Origin of the sequence: Nocardia pseudobrasiliensis NBRC 108224 (assembly GCF_001613105.1) — a bacterium.
GTDB classification, from domain to species: Bacteria; Actinomycetota; Actinomycetes; order Mycobacteriales; family Mycobacteriaceae; genus Nocardia; species Nocardia pseudobrasiliensis.
This window is the reverse complement of the sequence record NZ_BDBS01000034.1, coordinates 1-20,386: the sequence shown is the minus strand read 5'-3', so window position 1 is coordinate 20,386 and position 20,386 is coordinate 1. Positions and strand designations below refer to the sequence as shown.

Here is a 20,386-nt window from a genome sequence, read left to right as displayed (position 1 = left end):
CGTTGCGACACAAGCGATATACTCATCCGAGCGCGGTCAGGCACCACCGGTGATCGATCCGTCGACGCATCCGCCACACAACCTCGGGAATAGGACGGAAAAGGCCGCTGGTCGATGCACATGACACGACAAAATGAGCATCCCGGGGCATTACCACACCCATCCCGGATCGTCCGGCACGGGGGTACACGGGGGGCGGTCTATTTCGATCGGTGGCGAATCGGACAACCGCGCGATGATTCGATCGGCTCTCACCTGCGCATCCCGCACTACCCCGTTCCCACCTGGGCGCCTGCCGATCATGCAACGCCCGAAATTACACGAACAAAGGCGCACCGCGGACCGGGAAAAGCGACGCCGAAGAGATGCTAGTCTTGCCGAATGGCGCAGAAGACAATTGTCGAAACCTATGACGACCTGACCGGCGAGCGGATCGACACCGACATCGTCCCCAACCCGACGATCACCTTTGCGGTCGACGGTATCGAATACGAAATCGAGTTGGGCGCGAAGAACCGCGACAAGTTCTATGCCGCGGTGGACCCCTACACCTCCGCCGCGCGGCGCATCGGCGGTCGCCGCGGTCGCAAGGCCGTCGCGGGCACCGGCTCCGCGTCGGGTCTGAGCAAGGCGGAATCCAACAAGATTCGCGAATGGGCGCAGACGACCGGCCGTAAGGTTTCCGCGCGCGGCCGCCTGCCCAAGGATCTCGTCGAGGCCTACCGCGAGGCCAATTCCTGATCGCCGAGGACGAGCGCCTCAGGCTCGACCGGGTTCACCGGCGTGCATCGCCGCCAGAATCGTCTCGGCGTGCTCCACGACCAATAGGTGCCCGGCATCGGGAACGACAATCGCTCGGCCGCAAGGAAGTTCGGCGGCAAGTCGGTGCGCATCGGCGACGGGGACGTTTCGATCCCCGTCGCCGTGCCAAATCTGCACCGGGTTCGTGATATCCGCGAGCCGGAAACCCCAGTCCCTGGCGAACAACAATCGCATATCCGCCGCGACGCCGCGGCTGCCCTGCCGAAAGGCCTCGGCCACATTGGCCGACAGTTCCATCAGCACCTCGGGATGTTCGGTCACCTTGTCCCGATCCACCGCCGGCATCTCGGCAACCATCCCGGCCACCCCGCCCGGCCGCCGCACCCGCGCCGCCAGCCGCGCCGCCACGGGCCTGGCCAGGAATGGAAAACGCCGCAGCATCAGCAGGTTCCGCGGCTCACCGGTTTCCGCGTCGATCGGACCGATCGAACTCACCAGAACCACCGCGCTCACCCGATCCGCCAAACCGTGCGCACACGCCAGCGCGTACGGCCCGCCGCCCGACACGCCGACGACCGCGAATCGCTCCAGGCCGAGCCGATCGGTCAGCGCCGCCACGATATTCGCCCAATCAGCCACCCGCGGCCGCGCGATATACGACGACATGCCCATTCCGGGTCGATCGGGGGCGATGATGCGCAGGCCGGCGTCCGCACCCGCCGCGTCCAGCGCCAGCGCCTCCAGGCGTGAGCCCGGGATGCCGTGGCAGTAGAGCACCGGGCTGCCGTCGCGTGCGCCGTATTCGGCGTATCCGGCTATGTGGCCCCCGGGCAGCGTAATCGTCTGCGGCGCGGTTGAAATCACGCGGTCAGCGTAGCGGCAGCGGCGGCGAATTCGGCCCAGCGCCGGGCCGGGGTGTCGCGGCCGGATACAGGCGCGCGGCATTGCCCGCCGCGACCGCGGCGATGAGCGCGTCCGCATCGGCGGTGGTAATGGCGTCGTCGGCGATCCACTCGTCGAGCACTCGTCCCAGGCCGCGCCGCCACAGTCGCGCGCCCAGGTAGTGCAGTTCCGCGAGGCCGCAGCCATCCGACGAGTAGCACAGCCGGTCGAACGGGGCCAGCTCCAGCGCCTCGGCCAGTATCGCCGAAGCACGCTGTCCGACATGGGGAATCGTCAATCCCAGGTCCAGGTACACATGGGAGAAGACATTGGCCAGATAGGCGGCGTTGCGATGGTACGGCCAGCAGTGCAGCAGCACCACCGTCGCGCCGGAATCCTCGGTGGCGCGTAGAAAGTCGGTGAGCAGCAAGGGATCCGCGCGATGCAGCCGTAGGTCGGTGTCGCCGAATCCGGTGTGGAATTGCAGTGGCAGTCCGGACTCGGCGGAGATGCGAGCGGCCAGTCCGACCAACCAGCTCAGCATGCGCGGATCGGTCAGCCGGGTGCCCGACAGCGCGGAGGTGGACGGCGGGATGCCGTGGCCCGGGAAGTCGAGCCCGCAGCGGTAGGCGGCGACGGACTTCAAACCGACAGCGCTCCTGGCGCTTTCGCGCAGCGCCCGTTCGATCTCGTCGAAAACTGTGGCGGTCAGGCCGTATTCGGCGACTACGCGTTCGGCGACGGATTCGATGCGCACGATCTCGCCGACCGGACCGCCGCACAGGTCGACGAAGGCCGGGGCGAAACCGTATCCGGTGTCCACCAACCATCGCGACACACCGGCCGCGCGCAGCAGCCGCGCCGAGACCTCCCGCCAGCCCAGTTCGGCCCGGCGGGCGAGATACCGCTCCGGTTCGGCATGGGCGGGCAGGTCGAGAAGTGGTGCGCACCAACGCCGTAGGGCCAGTCCCAGCGCCGAGCCGAAGCTGCCGCGCCGTCCCTCGCCGAGCATCGCCTCGAACTGCGATCGGTCCGGATCGGCCGCCACGATGCCGTGGCAGTGCGCGTCGATGAGCTCGATATCCATCTCAGAACCGCCAGCGGGTCAGTTCGACCAGTTCCACCGCTCCCGTGCGGCCGTAGCGTTCGGCCTCGGCGCGGCGCACGGTCAGCAACGAGTCGTGTAGCTGCGGTCCCATCGCCTCGGCGAGCACCTTCGATTCGGCCAGCCGTTCGGCCGCCTCCGCCGCCGTGGCGGGCAGTCGCGCGACACCGGCCGTCGTGCGCCGCGCCTCGTCGAAACCGGCGGGGTCACCGTGGATTTCGGGCGGCAGTCGCAGTTCTTCGGCGACGCCCGCCAGTCCGGCGGCGATCACCGAGCCGACGACCAGATACGGATTACCGGTCGCATCAAGGCATTTCACCTCGGCATTGGCCGCCCACCGCTCGGTCCCCGCCACTCCGGTGATCAGCCGCAGCGCCGCCTCCCGGGTCTCCCGTCCCCAGCACTGCCACGCGCCCGCCCAGCGCGAGGGCAGCAGTCGCAGGAAACTGGCCGGATTCCCCGCGCCGACCGCGACCAGGGCGGGCAACTCACGCAGCACACCCGCCAGGAAGGCCTCGCCGACCGGCCGCAGGCCGTAGGGCCCCTCGCCGCCGGTCAACAGCGGACCCCGCTCGTCGTGCAGCGACAGATGCACATGCGCCCCCGAGCCCGCGCCGTCGGGATCGATGCACGGCGCGAGCGAGGCCCGCCACCCGTGCCGCAGGCTCACCTGGCGAATCGTATGGCGCACCAGCACCGCGTCATCGGCCGCGGCGACCGGATCGGCCGGCGCGACCGACAGTTCCAATTGCGCGAGCGCGTATTCGGGATGGAACTGCTCCACGCTCACCCCCTGCCGCTCCAGCGCATCGACCAGATCGCAGGCGTAATCGGCGACCTGCCCGAGCCGGATGATGCCGTACCCCGGCCCGGTCACAACCGGAACGAATGCCGAATCATCCACGCCCAGAGCCCATTCGGTCTCGAACGCCATCGACAACCGCAACCCCGCCCGCCCCGCCGCCTCGACCTGACGAGCCGCGAAGTGCCGCTGGCACCCCGGATGACGCTCACCCTCCTGGGTGTACTTGTCCGCAGGCGCCCAAGCCCACCCCGGCTGACACACCAACTCGACCAGCCGCCCCAGATCCGGCACCACCCGCAAATCCCCGTCCGGTCCGGACACATACCGCCCCGGATTCATCACATCGTCGAAACTGAACACATCGAAGGTAGGCGAGGCCCCGACCCCATACTGAGCCGCCCGCGAAAGCCGATGCATCGGAACGGTTTTCACCCGAGTAATCCCCGCATTGTCCACAAACGAGAACACAACGAGCCGAGCACCCACCCGATCAACCGAAACCGGCGCGGATCCATCGGCCGGGATCCGCTCCGGCGTCGACGACATCCCTCAACGATACCGATGTCACCTGGGGAGGAAGGGGATAAGCGTGTTCGCCATGTCGATCACCCTCGCGCATGGATCTTCGACGAACTGACCCGAAACCAGGATCCCGCCCCCTCCTGACAGATTCGCCAACGCCTTGCACTCGCCGATCTTGCTCGGCCCCAGAACGCCGGTACGTCTGCCGTCGATCGTTGTTTCACGGAACGGCTGATCAGCCGAAACTGCCTTCAGGTACTCGACATTGCGATCGGTGACATAGAAGCCCCACAGGAGCCGTTTCGGCTCCTCCCCCTTGCCGATCACGCACCCGTTACGGTCCATCCCCAACTCGTTCTCTCCCCTGGGGATAGTCAGGGTTGCAGTGAGACCGTGCCCCTCGAGCACATTCTCTGGCACCGTCTTGCACGGATCGAATGTCGGCATTGGCCCAGGAGGTGGAGTCGCGACCGAGGTTGTCCGCGGCGACGGAGACGAGTCGCTATCGCAAGCGGTGAGAGCGACGGATGAGATCACCGCGGTCACGACCAGCACCACCGCCCGAGGCCGCCCGTCGATCACTTCTCCTCCTTCGAGCGCGGTGCCCCGACACCGCCGGTGACAAGCTTTTCCAGATCATTGGCATCGGTTACAAGCGTGTTGGGTACGACATCGTTGTATGCACCGCTGTAATCCCTGCGGTACTGATCAAATTTTTCCTGAGGTAGCGGATTGTCTTTCGTCGCGCCCAGCAGCGCCTTCTCGAACGTGTCGTATCCGTCATTCTGGACCGCTTCAACCGATGGAAACTGCAACTTCTCCGGAGTCGGTTCCGGGTTCCATGCTTCGATTGCCTTGTCCATGCCCTTGTCGGCCAGATCACCGACTATGCTCTGAACTATCGCCCCGCCGGGAACCTTATTGGTCGCCTCCTCCACGCCGCCGGACACGATGCTCTTAGCGAATTCGAATCCCTTCTGGCGAGTGTCGTAGAGCTCCTGCTCGTGGGTGTTGCGCCCATCGACCTCCGCAGCATCCTTGTAGATAGCGGCATTCCGCTCAGCCAGCGAGACATGAGCGTCGACGTTCGCCATCATCAGGGCGGTGTCGAAGGGCTTGGGATCTTGCCCCTGAGCGATCCGATCGAGTATTGCCGCATCGTAGGTCTGCCGAGAAGTCTCCATGTACATCGTGCCCTCGTCGGACATACACGACAGAAATAGCAGCCGACGCGCGTCCTCGCGCCCCAGTTGGAGCTGGTTGTTATCGATTTCAGTCTGCGTATGGTAACCAGCAAACGAGTCCAGGTTGGGAGCCAAAACTTTGGACAGTCCAGTCGCCAATTCAGGGTTCTTGGCAAACGATTCGGCCGAATTTTGGAAGATGGACGCATCCTTCCCACTGGTGATCGGCTTACCATCGCTCCCGAGCAACGTCCCATTGTGATCCGTAGGCGCCAAATACTTCGGCAAAACCTCCGCGATCTCCCGCGCCTTCTCCCCCGTAGCCCCCTGATCATGCGTATGATCCCCCGCCCAGCTGTACAACCCCGCAGCGGCCTTGCCATCGTCCTGCCACTCGTGATTGAAAATGGTGCTGGCGAATTCCTTCGGGTCGTACTTCTGTGGCGAATAGTGATCCCCGAGTGCGCCGCCGGTCGGATCCTGGGTTACCCCTTCGCCTGTCAAAAGGGCATGGCTCGCATCGTGGTTGCGGCCCGCCGCGTCCAGGTACTGCGTGGCCGCGCGTTCCATGGCGTCGCGGTCGCCCTCCTGGAAGCCGGTCGGCATGCTGCCGTGCATATTGGAATCGACCTGGTCGAGGTAGTGGGTGATGCTTTCGCCCTGGCGGCCGAGTTCGATGCCGAAATCCTTGCCGGGGGTGTAGCCGGGGTTGGCCTCGCCCAGGAGGTCGGCGAAGCGGGACTGGTCGATGAAGCGGTCGCGTACCTGTTGGGGGCGGCCGTCGTCGGAGATGCGTTCCTCTTCGCGGCCGGAGACCAGTTCCCTGATATCCGCGGGCAGGTTTTGATATCCGCCCTGCGCGAGCACCTTTCCGTCGGGACCGCGGCTGACGACCTTGTCATTGCTGACCATCATCAAACCGTTGGCGAGGTTGTCGCGCTGCGCGGCGGCGACGGGGTTGCCGTTCTTCTCCTGGGCGGCCAGATAGTCGTTGAGCGCCAGCACGCCGTCTTTTCCGGCCGATTTGTAGAACTCGCGGTAGTAGTCCTGCACCCCGGCGGGCACGGTCGACACTTCCTCGCCGTTGGCCAGGGCCTGTCGCTCCTGATCGGTCAGGACGTAGGCGGGCATGTTGTCGACGATGTCGGCGAAGGCGCGGTCGTTGTGATCGCGTGCGGCGTCGGCGATGGCCTTGCCGTCCTCGCCGCCCAATCGCCCGCCCTGCGACGCGGCCTCGTCGACCTCGATGCTGGAGCCGAACAAATCTCCGGCCGCGCGAACGAGTTCGGAATTGCTCGTCAATGTCTGTTTGTAGCGGGCGATCTCGTCCAGCAGCGACTGGAACGCGCTGCGGACCGCGGCCTGGTGGTCATCGATGACCGAACGCTCGACATCGCTGTTGTCCGGAATCTGCCACAGGTCGTCGACCCACAGCCCCAGCGCCTCGGCATCGGCGATCTTGCTCATCACCACCTGCTGGAACGCCGACAGGCCACTGCCGGCCGCTTCCAGCATCCCCGGCATGTCATCGATCTCGTAGAAGACCTTGCGCGCCTGGTTGTACTCCTCGTCCACGCGCTCGTAGGCCGCGTCGTGAGCCGCCCCCGACCACACCGTCCCGATCTCGCCGAAATGGTTGCGCGCCTTGTCGATCTGCTCCTTGAACGTCCCGTTACCGGCCCGGACCACCGCCGCCCAATCGTTGAGCGCGAGGAAATTCCACTTCGCGACCTCACGCGGCGTCGCGAGACCCTTCGAATTCGGCATCAGCGCGCCCCCGAACCGTGGAAGTCGTATTCATCCATGGCCTTCTTGAAGTTCTCGTCCGTCATCGCGAAATCGCTTGCGCAGGTACGAATCTTGGATCCGATCGCGCGTTCCCGCTCGGCCACCCGCAGATACGCGCCCTCGATGAATTCACCGGCCTGCTCACAGACCGCAACGATGTCGCAACCGTCGAGCGCCTCCCGAACCCGGGCCACGGCCGAACGGATGTCGACGGCATCGATGGCATTGCCGACCTCCTCCAGCGTCCCGGCCAGAGTGTTCAACTGATCCACATCCGCCTTCAGCAAGGCCATACTCCCCCTCCTTCGGAATAGGACAAATCGCACCGAGCGTACCGGAGACGCATGTGGCCAGGGATTGTCAGGGGAAAAGTGTGTGTGACAGGATGTCGCGGTAACATTGAAGGACGGACGCAACGACGCGGAAGGTCGGTCAGATGAGCGACAACCATTTCGACGTGCTGATCATCGGCGCTGGAGTCTCCGGCATCGGCGTCGCCTGCCATCTGACACGTGAGCTGCCCCAGCTCAGCTACGCAGTTCTGGAGCGCCGCGACGAGATCGGCGGCACCTGGGACCTGTTCCGATACCCGGGCATCCGCTCGGATTCGGATATGAACACCTTCGGCTACCACTTCCGCCCGTGGCGCGGCACCAAGGTGCTCGCCGACGGCGCGAGCATCCGCGGCTATGTGCAGGAGACAGCCGACGAATACGACGTCAACCCGCACATCCACTTCGGGCGACGGGTCGTGCGCTCCTCCTTCGATTCCGCGACCGGCCTGTGGACCGTGCGGACCACCGACGAGAAGTCCGGGGCGACAACCGAATACACCAGCCGCTTCCTGGTCGGCTGCACCGGCTACTACAGCTACGACGCGGGATATCGCCCGTCGTTCCCGGGCGAGGAATCGTTCACCGGCCCGATCATCCATCCGCAGCAGTGGCCCGAGGACCTGGACTACGAGGGCAAGCGCGTGGTGGTCATCGGCAGCGGCGCGACGGCGGTGACCCTGGTGCCCGCCATGACCGACAAGGCCGAACACGTCACCATGCTGCAGCGCTCGCCCACCTATATCCTCCCGATTCCGGCCGAGGATCCGGTGGCCGTGGTGTTGCAGCGGCTGCGCGTGCCCGAGACGGTGATCTACAAACTGGGCCGGGCCCGCAATATCGCCCTGCAGCGCGGGGTGTTCCAGCTGTCGCGCTCGCAGCCGCGGCTGGCCCGACGACTGCTGCTCGGGGTGGTGCGGTCCCAGCTGCGCGGGAAGGTGGAGCTGCGTCACTTCTCCCCGAACTACAACCCCTGGGACGAGCGGCTGTGCGTGGTGCCCAGCGGCGATCTGTTCCGGGTGCTGCGCCGGGGTAAGGCGTCGGTGGTCACCGATACCATCGAAACCTTCACCCCCAACGGAATTCGGCTCTCCTCCGGTGAGGAGATTCCGGCCGATATCGTCATCAGCGCGACCGGGCTCGTCGTGCAGATCGCGGGCGGCGCGGAACTCGAGGTCGACGGACGGCCGATGACCACCCACGACCGGGTGATCTACAAGGGTGTCCTGCTCGACGGCATCCCCAACGCGATGTTCATGCTCGGCTACACCAACGCGTCCTGGACGCTGAAGGTCGATCTGGCCGCGGAGTACTTCTGCCGCTTGATCGCCCATATGCGCAAGCACGGTTACACCCAGGTCGTCGCCCGCGCCACCGATGACGACCGGGGTAGCGAATCCGCCTTCGGCAGCGCGCTGAAGTCGGGCTATGTCAAACGCGCCGAGGGCGTCATCCCGCGCCAGGGCACCCGCGAGCCGTGGAAGATCCTGAACAACTACTACGTCGACGCGGTCCGGCTGCGCTACGGCCGGGTCGGCGAGGAGCACCTGGAATTTCGCCGGGACCGGGCGCTAACCGAGGCCGCCGCCACCGATTCGACCGCCGTCGCATAGATCGGCCGCATCGGTCGCACAGCCCCAGGACATGGCGATGCCGACGCTGCCGTGGCCGTAGTTGTGCACCACCAGTTTGTTGCCGCGCCGTTCGCTGTCGACCCGGATACTCGACCGCCCCGGCCGCAGCCCGACCTCCACACCGAGCACCCGCGCCCCGGCCAGCCGGGGTTCGACGGCGATGCAGCGTTCGAGGATCTGTTCGGTCTGCGTCGGGTCGGGTTCGAGGTTCGCGTCGCCGATATCGGCGACGCCGCCCAGCACGACGCGTTCGGCGTGCGGGAAGTAGCTGGTCCACTCGGTGCTCGCGCCGCCCTCGGCGAAGAATTCGGTCAGGCCCGGATTCTCGACCATCACATGCTGCCCGCGCACCGGATGCACCTGCGGATCACCGGCGAGTTCGCCCGCGCCCACGCCCGCACAGTTCACCACGACGGCCGCGTCGAGCTCGGCGAGATCGGAAACCGGGGCCACTTCCAACTTGCCGCCGGCCGCCTCGAATCGGTTCCACAGGTACCGCAGATACACCGGCATATCGATCAGCGGTGTGGAAATCCAGAACGCCGTCGGATATCCGGCGAACTCCTGCTCGGTACACGGCCGGTAACCGGGCAGCGATGCGGCCCAGGACGGTTCCTCCGTCGCGAGCCGGGACACCAAGCGGCCCTGTGCCATCCGTACGCCGGACTCCGACCTCCCGGCCAACTCGCCGAAGACGCGTAGGCCGATTTCGTTCCAGCGCAGTGCGTCCCGCAGCGGTTCGGTCATGACCGGACCGCCTGCCATCGCGCCCGCGACCATCGAGGTGGTCGCGGTCGGCTCGGTGGCGGACCGGATCAGGACACGCTTGCCCCGCTCTAGCAGAATCACGGCGGTCGTCAGGCCGCTCACGCCGGCGCCGACGACGACAACATCGACAGCTTGCATGACTGTCAGCATGCCCGGGATTGCGCGCGGCGGCGCGACTTTCGCCGGACTACTCCGAACGCGGCTCGGTCCGCAGCGAACCCAGCAGTCGTTTGGCCAAGGTGTGCACCCTGATGTTGTTGTGCTGGGACTGTTCCACCAGCCGTTCGAAGGCCTGTTCCGCGGTGCAGCCGTGAATGGCCATCAGCGCGCCCTTGGCCTGATTGATCTCCGCGCGCGATTCGAGGGCGCGCTCGAGCTGCAGCACCGATTCGCGGGCCCGCTGCCAGCGGCGGGCATTGGCGATGGCCTGTCCGGCCGCGGTCGCGTACAGACCGATCAGACCCTCGTCGAACGGATCGAAGGCGTCGGCGCTGTAGCTGTAGACATTGAGCGCGCCCAGCAGCTGTTCGCTGTCGCGGATGTCGACCACGAGCGGCACGGACAGATACGCGCGCACCCCGGCCCGCACGGCCGCCACCTCGAACTCCGGCCAGCGCTCGTGCCCGCGGCCGATTCGCGACCGCACCGGTCCGCGCAGGCGCACCGATTCCAGCGACGGCCCACGGTCCACGGCGTACTGTTCGCGATCCAACGCCACCGCGGCATCCGCGGTCTGCGCCGCGGTCCGCCAGATGTCCTCGGCCAGTACGGATATGCTCACCAGATCCGCCCGCGGCGACGCGCGGGCGGCCGTGCGCACCACCCGCTTCAGAACCTCACCGAGCGCCTCCTCCTCGGCGATGATCTCGTGCAAGCCCGCCACCGCGGCGGAGGTCGCTCCGAGTCGCTGAAGGGGATCCGGGCGTATTTCCCTCATCGGCCACGCCTTCCGCCGCATCGAACGATCACATCATCGCTTTGCCCGTTCCGAATGGAGCTAATGCCCGGACGGGGGAACAATTCGGAAAAGACGCGGGCCGATCGACCCCGCACGCGCCTATCATGTCTCTTATCCCCTGGTCAGCGCTGTAAGGGATAGACCAATGGCCAAAATGACCACCACCGAACTTCTCGACGTCTTCAAAGGTATGACGCTGCTCGAACTTTCGGAGTTCCTCACGGCATTCGAGCAGGAGTTCGGCGTCACCGCCGCCGCGCCCATGGCGATGCCGGTCGCCGCCGAGACCGCCGCCGAGGCGGCGCAGGAGGAACAGACCGAATTCGACGTGATCCTGGAATCCTTCGGCGACAGGAAGATTCAGGTCATCAAGGCGGTTCGCGAGATCGTGCCCGGCCTCGGCCTGAAGGAGGCCAAGGATGTGGTCGAGGCGGCGCCGCGGGTCATCCTGGAGGGAATCGACCGCGACGCCGCCGAAACCGCCAAGATCAAACTCGAGGCGGCCGGTGCCCGGGTGGGCCTGAAGTGATCCGGTGATTCATTCGGCCGCCAGCGCGGCGGGCAGCGGCGCGCTGTGGACGATGTGCAGCCGCTGGGTCGCGCGGGTCAGCGCGACGTACAGATCGGCTGCGCCGTAATCGGATCCGTCGAGGACGGCCCCGGGCTCGACCAGGACCACCACATCGAATTCCAGGCCCTTGGATTCGGCGGGGGTCAGGACGGTCACGCCCGGAAGCTCCAGGCCGTGCCCCTGCGGCGCGATGACCGCCAGCGAGCCGGTCTCGGGTGCGGCGTCGCGGACGCATTCGGCGACGGCCGCGGCCAGTCCGGCGGCGGTCGCCTCGACCGTGGTCGGATGAACGCCGGTGTGCCGCACCGATTTCGGCAGCGGCGCGGTCGGATCCATATGCGCGAGCACCCGCGCCGCGAGCGCCATGATCTCCCCCGGCGTGCGGTAGTTGATCGACAGTGTGCGATAGCTCCAGCGATTGGGGGTGTACCGATCCAGCATCTGCTCCCAGGTGCGGGCGCCCGCCGGGGAGCGGCGCTGGGCGCGATCGCCGACGATGGTCATGGATTTACTCGGACAGCGGCGCATGAGAACCCGCCAATCCATCTCCGAGAGTTCCTGGGCCTCATCGACCACCACGTGGCCGTAGGTCCATTCCCGATCGGCGGCCGCACGTTCGGCCAGCGTCCGGTGGTCGCGTTCGACCTGTCGCTCGGCCAGGGTTTCGGCATCGATGGCGTCGATCACGCGCAGTTCGTCGTCACCGTATTCCTCGTCGGGATTGTCGATGACCGAGAGCACGTCGCGGGCGTATCGGATACGCGCCCGGCGGGCTCGTTCGGCCGCCGCCAGTTCGTCCTGGCGATCGACGCCGAGCAGTTCGGTGGCCTCGTCGAGCAGCGGAACATCCGAAATCGTCCATGCCGCACCATCTTCGCGCAGCAGCAGGGCACGCTCGGCGTCCGGCAGTCCGGCCGCGGCGGTATCCATGCGATCGGGTGCGGTGAACAACTCGCCGAGCAGTCGCTCGGCGGTCAATTCCGGCCAGAGCCGATCAACCGTGGCACGCACCTCGGCGTGCTCGATCAGCTCCGACCTTGCGTCCCTGGCCAATTCGGCCCGCAGCGCGCGATCGCCCCGGGTCAGCCAGCCCTCGCCGATGGCGGTCACCGCGCGTTCGGTGAGCCCGTCGAGCAGCCGTTCGCGGAAGATCGGCCGAGCCTCGTTGTGCGGCAGGCCCGTTGCCCGCGCGTGGGTGCGCGCGGCCTCGACCACCTCGTCGTCCACCTCGATCGTCACATCGCTCAGCGCGATCGGGTACGAGTAGTCCGGCAGCTCCTGCCGATCGGCCACCGCCGCCGCCAGCACCTCGATCATGACGCGAGAACCCTTGACGCGCTTGATCTCCGGGGCGTCCTCGCGATCGGTGCGCACCCCGGGCGTGAGCTCACCGGGCGTCGCGAACACCACATCGGTCTCCCCGAGCGAGGGCAGCACATTGCCGATGAAGTCCAGGAAGGCCGGATTGGGCCCGACCACCAGCACGCCCTGGCGCGAGAGCTGTTCGCGCCGGGAGTAGAGCAGATACGCCACCCGATGCAGCGCGACCGCGGTCTTACCGGTGCCCGGGCCGCCCTCGATCACCACGACGCCGGCATGCGGCATCCGGATGATCTCGTCCTGTTCGGACTGGATCGTGGCGACGATATCGCGCATGACCTGTTCGCGCGGGGCGTCCAGCGCGGCCAGCAGGGCGGCATCGGGATCGGCCCCGTCCGCGCCGCGATCGAGGACATCGTCGTGGAACCCGGTGATCTCGCGCCCGCGGGTGCGCAGATGCCGCCGCCTGCGCACACCCTCGGGGCAGGCGATCGTGGCGGTGTAGAACGGCCGCGCCGCGGGTGCCCGCCAGTCCAGCAGATGCGGCTCGAACCCCCGTGCCTCGTCGAACAATCCGATGCGACCGATATAGGTCGTGCCCTCGTCGCTGTCGAGACGGCCGAAGCACAGCCCGTTCTCGGCCGCGTGGTAGCGGCTCACACGGTCGTTGAGCGTGCCGACCGCCACCTCACGCTCCCACCGCTCGGTCTGGGTCCGTGCGACGTTCTCGCGCAGCGCCCGATCGAGTTCACCCGACGACGCCCGCCGGACCGCGTCCAATTGCCCGTACAGAAATGCGACGTGCGCACGCTCGGCCGACAATTCGGTCTCGTAGTCGAATTTTGACAAAGCCACCTCGCTGTGCGATAATAAAAGTGGAAGAAATTGCTTGCGCATTCCTCATCTGACCATCTGTCAATATTAGAGGAATTTTCGGCGACTCAAAAGAACCAATCCGGTGATGTGGTCGGCAATACTTCCCCACAGTTCCCGTGGCAGGGAATGTCCCATACCCTCGAATATCATCAATCGAGCGCCCTCGATGGCCGCGGCCGTCGCCCGGCCGCCGCTGACATCGAACATCCGATCCTCGGTTCCGTGGATCACCAGCGTCGGAAGCTCGAGCTCCCGCAGCCGCGGCGTGCGATCGCCGGAGGCCAGCACCGCCACCACCTGCCGCAGCATCGCCGAGCCGTCGTGATCGCGATCCCAGGCCCGCCCGGCCGTCGCGGCCGCCGCCTCCGCGTCGAACGCGAAACCCGGCGACCCGAGTTCACGCTGTAGCCGGACCCGCCACTCGATGTAGTCCGCACGATCTTCCGACGCCGCGCCCGGCAGGCCGAATACTCGCGGATCGGCCTGTCCGACCTCGGGATTCCCGGTGGTGGACAGCATCGATGTCAGCGACAGCACGCGCCGCGGATACTCGATCGCCATGGTCTGCGCGATCATCGCGCCCTGCGAGGCCCCAACCACATGCACGCTGTCGTAGCCGAGCGCGTCCAGCAGACCGATCGCGTCCGCGGCCATATCCGACAGCGTGTACGGCACCGTCGCGAAGTCACCGGCCATCGCCGCGGTGAAATCCGGCGGCGGCGTTTCGGTGAAATGCGTCGAGCGGCCCGCATCCCGATTGTCGAAACGAATGAGATGCAGGCCACGCTCGACCAGTTCGGCGCAGAATCCGTCCGGCCAATTGACCAGTTGCGCCCCGGCGCCCATGATCAGCAGCACCGGCGGATGTCGGGGATCGCCGAGGCGCTCGAAGGCCATATCGATCTTCGACGGCCCGACGCCGTGCACCATTTCCTCTGCCACAATCGACCCCTTTTCGTCCGGGCGATGAGTATGAACCCGCACCGGGGCCTTGTGGCAAGGGGGTATCTGCGCTATATATTTGAATGGGAAGAAAAACTGTGGCGCTGTTTCACCACGATCGCGTCACGCCCGCACGGCGATGCCGACGGCACAGACCACGGCGAAGGCCACCCCGATCAACACCATCGGCGCGAACAGCGCACCGGTCGCCATCGCGCCCAGCGCCGCGATGGCCAGCGCCATACCGCACTGTCGGCTCGTATTGAGCAGTCCAGACGCCGATCCCGACACCTCCGCCGGGGCCACGTGCATGGTCGCCGCGCTCAGCGACGAGGCCAGCATGCCCGCGGCGAGTCCGACCGCGGCCGTGGGAATCATTGTCGCGGTGAGACTTCCGGTCTCCGACAGCGCCGCCGTCGCGATCGCGCCGACCGCGCCCGTCGCGGCCATGCCGATGATCACCGCCCGCCGATTGGCCGGGGTGACCCGCAGCGCGAGCACATTGCCCGCGAACCAGGCGACACAGCACACCAGCAGCGCGTATCCGGCCCGCTGCACCGACATACCGTGCACTCGCTGCAGATACAGCGACAGCACAAGCAGCGAACCGTAGGAGGCGAACTGATAGCACCCGCCGCCGAACACGATCAGCAGAAACGACCGATTCCCGGACAGCACCCGCGGAATCATCGGATGCTCCGACCGCGCCTGCAACCAGCCCAGCGCCACCAGCCCCGCGAGCGCCACGGCGGCCAAGGCCAGGATCCGCGCATCGCCGTACCCGATCTCGTGCCCCTCGATCAGCACCGAGGCGATCGCGACCAGCACCACGCACAGCAGCGCCTGCGGCCCGAATGCGAAGCGCGCCTGCCGATCCGCCGGGCGGTCGCGGAACGACCGCATGAGCAGCAACGCGATCAGGCAGACCGGCACATTGATCAGAAACAGCCAGCGCCAGCCCAGATATCCGGTGATCAGCCCGCTCAGGATCGGCGCCGACGCGATGCCGACCCCGCCGACGACACCCCAGGCTCCGATGGTCCGAGACCGGCGCACCGGATCGGGCACGCCCTTGGTGAGAATCGCGAGCGTCATGGGCAGCGCGAAACTCGCGCTCACCCCCTGCACCGCCCGCGCGGTGATCAGCTCCGCGGGTGTGGTCGCGACCGCGCACGCGACCGAGGCCAGCAGGAAGGCCAACAGCGACCAGCGGTAGACCCGGGCCGCGCCGATCCGGTCGCCCAGAGCGCCGGACACCAGCAGAAACACCGATAGAGCGATCGTGTAGGCGTCCAGAAACCATTGTCCCGCGGCCGTTCCGGCGTGCAGATCGGCGGCGATGCTGGGCAGCGCCACATAGACCGCCGTCGCGTCGAACGCGACCAGGAAGTTGCCGATACTCACGGCCACGACCTCGGCCAGGCCGATCGACCCCGTCTGCGTGGCGGCGGCCTTGTCGGCCAACAGCTCTCGCGTCATTACGGATCCTTTCGCGCCGCGAGCTCCCCCGGCAGCTGGGTGGCGTACACGGTCCGGTGGATCGGGGTCGGCACGCCGACCTCCCGGCCGAACCGCACCACCGCCCCGTTCTGGAATTCGAGCTCCGAGGGCTGCCCGGACAGTAGATCGCGCTGCATGGAGGAGGTGGTATCGGGGCTGAAACCCTCGAACACCTTCATCATTCGGTCCACATCGCCCTCGTCGAGGCGTACCCCGCGCGCCCGTGCCACGGCGAGCACCTCCGCCATCGCGGCCCGAACCAGTTCGTGGGTCTGCGGATTGGTGGCCGTGACCCCCACCGGCTGCCGCGACAGCACCCCGACGCCGCCGTAGGAGGAGATGAGCATGAGCTTGCGCCACAGCGTCGCCTGAATGTCCTGCGACACCGTGACCGTGATCCCTGCTTCGCGCAGCGCCCATACGACGCCGTCGAGCGGGAGGCCGAAATCCTCGGTGGCCGGGCCGATTTCGAGTGCGGCATCCGGGCCGAGGCAGGTCACCGCCCAGGGCGCGGTGCGCTTGGCGATGACCACGCAACTGCACCCGAGCACCCCGCGCGGCCCGAGTGCCTCCACCAGTTCCCCGGCCGCCTCCACGCCGTTCTGCAACGGCAGGATCACCGTGGACGGTCCGACGGCCGGACGCAGCGCCCGCGCCGCCTCGGTGACCTGCCAGGCCTTCACGGCCACGATGATCAGATCGGCCGGTTCGTCCGGAACCTCGGAAACGGCTGTGACGCCGGGTATTTCGGCCACGGAACCGCCCTGGGTGAGGACGAGCGGGCCGACCGCGGCCGCGGCCACGGTCGACTCACGGCCCACCAGGGTGACCCGATGCCCGGCCCGGGCCGACACGGCGGCGAAGTACAGACCGACGCCGCCCGCGCCGAACACGGTGATGTTCAAGAGACCAACTCCTCCGAAAGCAGTTCCACGACCGGCTCGTCACGCTGGATACTGCGCTCTCGCAAGGCTTCCAGCGCACAGGTGTAGACCTCGTCGAGCCGGACGATATCGTCGTAGAACGACTTTATCTGCGCCGACAGCCGGGTGAATTCGACCTGCTTGCGGTCGAACAGCCGGTCCATATGAGTCGCCAGGCGCGCGTACACATCCTCGATGAACGCGTCGTCGGCGAGGATCTGCGGATCCATCCCACCCTCGGCCAGAATCTGGCGGATATAGGCCGGGAACAGGCCGATCCGGTTGAGGAAGTAGTCGACGCCGCGCGAAACACCCAGGTAGTCGGGCACATTGACGATGCCCGCGTTCTCGTTGCGCACCAGGAAGCCGCTCACGGCCCGGTACGGATCGGGCGCGGTGAGGAAGACCTCCTCCGAAAGCCGCGCCGCCGCACCGAGTTTGTCCACATCCAGCGGCGCGGCCGCCACGGTGATGTTGTTGTCGGCGAAGGTGGCGGCGATGGATTCCAGCTCCGCCAGACCCGCCCGGTTGCCCGTGCCCGCCACCCCGCCCTCGATCATCTGGAAGCCGTGGAATACCGAGGTCAGCGAGTTGGCGGTGCCCAGCCCACGATCATTGTGGCCGTGCAGGTAGAAGGTGAACTCCGGATTGTCGTGCACCAGATTGGCCGCGAGCACGGCGGTGGAGTCGGGGACCAGCGTGCCCACCGAATCGTTGATGCGCACTAGGGTGATGCCCTGCTGGCGGCACCGCTCCAGCTGCCGGTTTAGATGTTCGTATTTGTCCTCGTCGACGGTGATGCCGAACGCGTTGAGCAGACTGGACCGCAGCTTGGTGATGCCCAGCCCGCGCAGCCGATCCACCACCCGCTCGAAAAGCTGGTTGCCGGAGTCGATTTCGATCATCCCGACGCTGACGTAGAGTTCAGCGAGGTACTCCTTGGGCATCCGCCGCTCGAGCTCGGCGACCAGCGGTTCCCAGGTCTTGAGCGTGAGGTTGAACGAGAACTGGGCGGCCTCGGGGATCCGGCCGAGCAGGAACTTGTCGTCGAGCACCGAGCGCACGAAGGTCGGCTCGGTGATACCCGAGCCCACGTCGATATCGGTCACCCCGGCGGCGGTGACGGCCTCGATCAGGCGCAGCTTCTGGCGATCGTCGGCGCCGAAGGGCGCGCGCTCGCAGCCCTCGCGAATGGTCTCGTCGGAGACGGCACGGATTTCGAAATCGCCGTAGCGCGGCCGATGTCCGGTGGGAAAACTCAGCATGACTACTCCTCGCAGGGGAATTCCTGCGGCGACCGCACTGTCACCGCGCGGTGGATCTGGAACGCCGGAATGGCGTTCACTGACGTGAACGATAGACCGCCAAAATACCTTGCGCAAGATCGGTAGTTCTCCGGACTTCGACGGGAAATCCCAGCTCAACACGTACGTAACACGGTCCCGCGAGACTGTTCATGCAGCTGAACGATTTTGTTGAAGCTCGGATTCGGACATTGCTCCAGGCCGTTCATGCGCGTGAACGAATTACGTTAAACTTGCTTGTACCGCCGAGACGACCGGAGTGAGGGCAGTGATGAACAGCGCGGGCAGTGCGGCCGAACCGACCGAGGGCGAATCGTTCGCCGCCCGGTTGAACAGGCTGATCGCCGAGCACGAGGCCCGCAGCGGCGTCACGATGTCGCTGAGCCATTTCATCCGCGACTTCGAGCGCACCACCGGCGTCCCGCTGAGCAAGGGCTATCTGTCCCAACTGCGTAACGACCTGGCCCCCGAACCCCGCCTGGATCTGGTGCGCGCCTTCGCCCGCTACTTCGGGGTCTCCCCGACCTATTTCCTCGACGGTGCCGCCGCGGGCGAGGCCCGGCGCGAACTCGCCGGGGCGCTGCGCGATGCCGGGGCCAGCGCGCTCGGGCTGCGAGCGGCGGGTCTGAGCGAGACCTCACTGCGGCATATCGCCCAGATCATCGACAACATCAGGGCTCTGGAAGGGCTGCCGCCCGTGGCGGATTCGGCGTCAGACAGCGACGCAGCGCCTCGGACCGAGAATCTCCCCGACGCGTCCGGCCATAAGCCCGCGCGGCCGTGAGCATGCGGCGCAGTTCCGCGCGATAGGCCGCATGCGCGTCGTCGTCGAAATCGGTTGCGGCGCCGATCGATCCGTCGTCGCCGCCCGGACCACGCCCCAGCAGCAGCGCCGCATCCGAGAGCAGGACCACCCGGCGCACCACATGCGCGCCGATCCGCTCGGCCGACAGCAGTTCCCCCGCCCCGGGCCGCGGTGGCGCGCCCAGATGCGGGAACTGTTCCACCACCGCCGCGCACAGCGGCCGCAGCCGCAGCAGAGACCACATCCCGGACGCCAACAGCACCGCGCCCGAGGCGATCTCGACGAAGACGATGCCCGCCACATATACGACCGCGCCGAGCACGTGCAGCAGCAGCGCCACCGACTCCCAGCGCTCGGAGTCGACGCCGATCAGCGGCTGGATACCCGACAGCAGCCGCGCCAGACCGAAGCCGCCGATCAGGATCGAGCCCACGATCACCGCGGCGATGCCGACCCGGGTGGTGCGCGCGGCCACATGCCGCAGCTGCGGCAGGCAGATCGCGACCACCATGGCCTTGGTGAACAGCATCGATACCGCATAGGTCAGCAGATAGACCGTGCCGACGGCCTGGCCCGCGACATTGACGATATAGTTCGCGCCCTCCGGCCCCGGATACATCCACGCGAAGGTCACCACGAAGATGACCTCACCGGCGACGAACAGCGCCCCCAATTGCCGTGCCCGCGTCCCGGGCACCGCACCGTAGCGCCAGCTCAGCACGAGCAGCACCGTCGAGACGTTCCAGGCCAGCCCGGCCATCTGGGTCAGCAGTCCGAACGCGTGCCGGATGCCGAACGGTTCGGCCAGCGCCGGAACGAAGATCAGCGCCGCGGACTGGTAGAACACGAAACCCAGTACCAGCGACCAGAACAGCAGCCACTGCGCGCCGTCGCCCCCGCGTCGCAGCCGCACCGCACCCACCCAGATCGCGCCGAATGCGAACAGGGCCGCGGGAATCTCGTATCCGGCCAGATGTGCGGCGTCGGAGGTCAGCGCGGTCATCCGCCCCCGGTCAGGGTGTCGGTGATGCGGCGGGCCACGCCCGAGGAGGCAGCGGTGGCCGAATAGCGGGCCAGCCGCCAGGTGAGTCGCCGCGCGAACAGTTCGGCCTGCTCCTCGATGGGATCGTGGAAATCACTGCGGCACATGCTGTTCGACCAGTCGTCACCGGTGTCCGGCGCGGCGGGCCGATGCCCGAGCACGATATGTCCCAGCTCGTGCTGCACGATGTGATTGCGGTGCGCGACGGTGGCCGTGGAGTCGTAGAGGATCAGATCGCGTTCGGCAAGCGCCACCCACAGTCCGAAAACCTCTGTGCCGCCCAGAGATACGGGCCGCAACTCGATCGGCCTGCCGGTCCGCTCCGCCACCACCCGCACCACCGCGCCGACGGCCGCGGGCGCG

The 20,386-nt window shown here is 66.9% G+C and carries 19 protein-coding genes; 4 read left to right on the top strand and 15 right to left on the bottom strand.

Features of this window, described 5'->3' with window-relative positions:
* Nucleotides 1–381: 381 nt before the first annotated feature.
* Entirely contained in the window at nucleotides 382–741 is a 360-nt protein-coding gene (locus NP4_RS25865) for a histone-like nucleoid-structuring protein Lsr2 (protein ID WP_062508218.1), read from the top strand.
* Between the two features lie 18 nt (nucleotides 742–759).
* On the opposite strand, the gene NP4_RS25860 is transcribed toward NP4_RS25865, so the two are convergent.
* The 6 genes from NP4_RS25860 to NP4_RS25835 form a co-directional block, all read right to left on the bottom strand.
* Nucleotides 760–1,626 carry an alpha/beta fold hydrolase gene (locus NP4_RS25860; protein WP_169813808.1) on the bottom strand — a complete coding sequence of 289 codons (867 nt, stop codon included), beginning with the start codon at nucleotides 1,624–1,626 and terminating at the stop codon, nucleotides 760–762.
* Nucleotides 1,627–1,630: 4 nt separating this feature from the next.
* A complete protein-coding gene (locus NP4_RS25855; RefSeq protein WP_068002966.1) occupies nucleotides 1,631–2,731 on the bottom strand; it encodes an amidohydrolase family protein in 1,101 nt (366 codons plus the stop codon).
* A 1-nt stretch (nucleotide 2,732) separates the two neighbouring features.
* Nucleotides 2,733–3,986 (bottom strand): type I glutamate--ammonia ligase, encoded by a 1,254-nt coding sequence (locus tag NP4_RS25850; protein WP_245998544.1) that lies wholly within the window; start codon nucleotides 3,984–3,986, stop codon nucleotides 2,733–2,735.
* A 132-nt stretch (nucleotides 3,987–4,118) separates the two neighbouring features.
* Nucleotides 4,119–4,613 (bottom strand): DUF3558 family protein, encoded by a 495-nt coding sequence (locus NP4_RS25845; RefSeq protein WP_245998576.1) that lies wholly within the window; start codon nucleotides 4,611–4,613, stop codon nucleotides 4,119–4,121.
* A gap of 41 nt (nucleotides 4,614–4,654) precedes the next feature.
* A complete protein-coding gene (locus NP4_RS25840; protein WP_068002957.1) occupies nucleotides 4,655–7,027 on the bottom strand; it encodes a TPR repeat domain-containing protein in 2,373 nt (790 codons plus the stop codon).
* Complete coding sequence (locus NP4_RS25835; protein ID WP_082876227.1) at nucleotides 7,027–7,341, bottom strand: hypothetical protein; 315 nt, start codon at nucleotides 7,339–7,341, stop codon at nucleotides 7,027–7,029. Before NP4_RS25835 ends, NP4_RS25840 begins: the two co-directional genes overlap by 1 nt.
* A 143-nt stretch (nucleotides 7,342–7,484) precedes the next feature.
* Here NP4_RS25835 and NP4_RS25830 point away from each other — a divergent pair, with 143 nt between their 5' ends.
* On the top strand, nucleotides 7,485–8,993 hold the full coding sequence (locus NP4_RS25830; protein WP_068002954.1) for a flavin-containing monooxygenase: 1,509 nt from the start codon (nucleotides 7,485–7,487) through the stop codon (nucleotides 8,991–8,993).
* Here NP4_RS25830 and NP4_RS25825 read toward each other — a convergent pair.
* The gene (locus NP4_RS25825) at nucleotides 8,952–9,920 is read right to left on the bottom strand and encodes an FAD-dependent oxidoreductase (protein ID WP_068003176.1); all 969 of its coding nucleotides are present in this window, start codon (nucleotides 9,918–9,920) and stop codon (nucleotides 8,952–8,954) included. The two genes, NP4_RS25830 and NP4_RS25825, sit on opposite strands and share 42 nt — an antisense overlap.
* Before the next feature lie 49 nt (nucleotides 9,921–9,969).
* The gene (locus NP4_RS25820; protein ID WP_068002951.1) at nucleotides 9,970–10,719 is read right to left on the bottom strand and encodes an ANTAR domain-containing protein; all 750 of its coding nucleotides are present in this window, start codon (nucleotides 10,717–10,719) and stop codon (nucleotides 9,970–9,972) included.
* A gap of 166 nt (nucleotides 10,720–10,885) precedes the next feature.
* Between NP4_RS25820 and rplL the strand changes: the two genes are divergently transcribed.
* Nucleotides 10,886–11,269 carry a 50S ribosomal protein L7/L12 gene (gene rplL / locus NP4_RS25815; protein ID WP_068002948.1) on the top strand — a complete coding sequence of 128 codons (384 nt, stop codon included), beginning with the start codon at nucleotides 10,886–10,888 and terminating at the stop codon, nucleotides 11,267–11,269.
* Nucleotides 11,270–11,278: 9 nt separating this feature from the next.
* Here the strand turns inward: rplL and NP4_RS25810 are convergent, their stop codons facing one another.
* The 5 genes from NP4_RS25810 to NP4_RS25790 all read right to left on the bottom strand — a co-directional run bounded on the left by NP4_RS25810 (nucleotide 11,279) and on the right by NP4_RS25790 (nucleotide 18,137).
* A complete protein-coding gene (locus NP4_RS25810) occupies nucleotides 11,279–13,486 on the bottom strand; it encodes a UvrD-helicase domain-containing protein (RefSeq protein WP_307597848.1) in 2,208 nt (735 codons plus the stop codon).
* A gap of 66 nt (nucleotides 13,487–13,552) precedes the next feature.
* Entirely contained in the window at nucleotides 13,553–14,449 is an 897-nt protein-coding gene (locus NP4_RS25805) for an alpha/beta fold hydrolase (RefSeq protein ID WP_211335962.1), read from the bottom strand.
* A gap of 123 nt (nucleotides 14,450–14,572) precedes the next feature.
* Complete coding sequence (locus NP4_RS25800; protein WP_068002939.1) at nucleotides 14,573–15,928, bottom strand: MFS transporter; 1,356 nt, start codon at nucleotides 15,926–15,928, stop codon at nucleotides 14,573–14,575.
* Nucleotides 15,928–16,854, bottom strand: coding sequence for a ketopantoate reductase family protein (locus NP4_RS25795; RefSeq protein WP_245998546.1), 927 nt, complete (start codon nucleotides 16,852–16,854; stop codon nucleotides 15,928–15,930). Before NP4_RS25795 ends, NP4_RS25800 begins: the two co-directional genes overlap by 1 nt.
* Complete coding sequence (locus tag NP4_RS25790) at nucleotides 16,851–18,137, bottom strand: hydroxymethylglutaryl-CoA lyase-like TIM-barrel protein (RefSeq protein ID WP_068002936.1); 1,287 nt, start codon at nucleotides 18,135–18,137, stop codon at nucleotides 16,851–16,853. Before NP4_RS25790 ends, NP4_RS25795 begins: the two co-directional genes overlap by 4 nt.
* Before the next feature lie 298 nt (nucleotides 18,138–18,435).
* Between NP4_RS25790 and NP4_RS40210 the strand changes: the two genes are divergently transcribed.
* Complete coding sequence (locus tag NP4_RS40210; protein ID WP_255285550.1) at nucleotides 18,436–18,960, top strand: transcriptional regulator; 525 nt, start codon at nucleotides 18,436–18,438, stop codon at nucleotides 18,958–18,960.
* Here the strand turns inward: NP4_RS40210 and NP4_RS25785 are convergent.
* Together NP4_RS25785 and NP4_RS25780 are read right to left on the bottom strand one after the other, a co-directional pair.
* Nucleotides 18,848–19,984 (bottom strand): hypothetical protein, encoded by a 1,137-nt coding sequence (locus NP4_RS25785; RefSeq protein ID WP_068002933.1) that lies wholly within the window; start codon nucleotides 19,982–19,984, stop codon nucleotides 18,848–18,850. The genes NP4_RS40210 and NP4_RS25785 overlap by 113 nt on opposite strands.
* Nucleotides 19,981–20,386, bottom strand: a 406-nt coding sequence (locus NP4_RS25780; RefSeq protein ID WP_373863868.1) for an ImmA/IrrE family metallo-endopeptidase, incomplete at its 5' end; no start/stop codon positions are given. The genes NP4_RS25785 and NP4_RS25780, both read right to left, overlap by 4 nt.